Source organism: Paenibacillus xylanexedens, assembly GCF_007676705.1.
Classification (GTDB): domain Bacteria; phylum Bacillota; class Bacilli; order Paenibacillales; family Paenibacillaceae; genus Paenibacillus; species Paenibacillus xylanexedens_C.
Genome location: NZ_VEBF01000230.1, coordinates 1 through 289 on the forward strand (window position 1 = coordinate 1; position 289 = coordinate 289).

The window sequence follows — 289 nt, forward strand, 5'->3', positions numbered from 1 at the left end:
CCACTCTCACACGTTCTCTTCACGTCTCCATACGCCAACATACAACATATCATTCCCACCAAATACCCAAGTCACATATTCACCATCACCCACTACCCATTCACAACCTACCTCATCCACCTTTTCTCTCACCAATTCCTTCAATCACCCCCCATTTTCTTCCCAAAACCACCCCTCTCTCTTCCTTACCTCCAATACCACACCCCTCCCCCACAATTCCTTATCATTCACCACCAATCCAATCAATTTCTCAATACACTCTTCCCAATCTTCTCTATTCTCCTCAAAC

Annotated in this window: 1 protein-coding gene; it reads right to left on the reverse strand. The window is 45.3% G+C overall.

Annotated features, from left to right (window positions below; genetic code table 11):
- Positions 1-6: 6 nt before the first annotated feature.
- Entirely contained in the window at positions 7-144 is a 138-nt protein-coding gene (locus FS628_RS31640) for a hypothetical protein (protein WP_186328041.1), read from the reverse strand.
- Positions 145-289 lie beyond the last annotated feature (145 nt).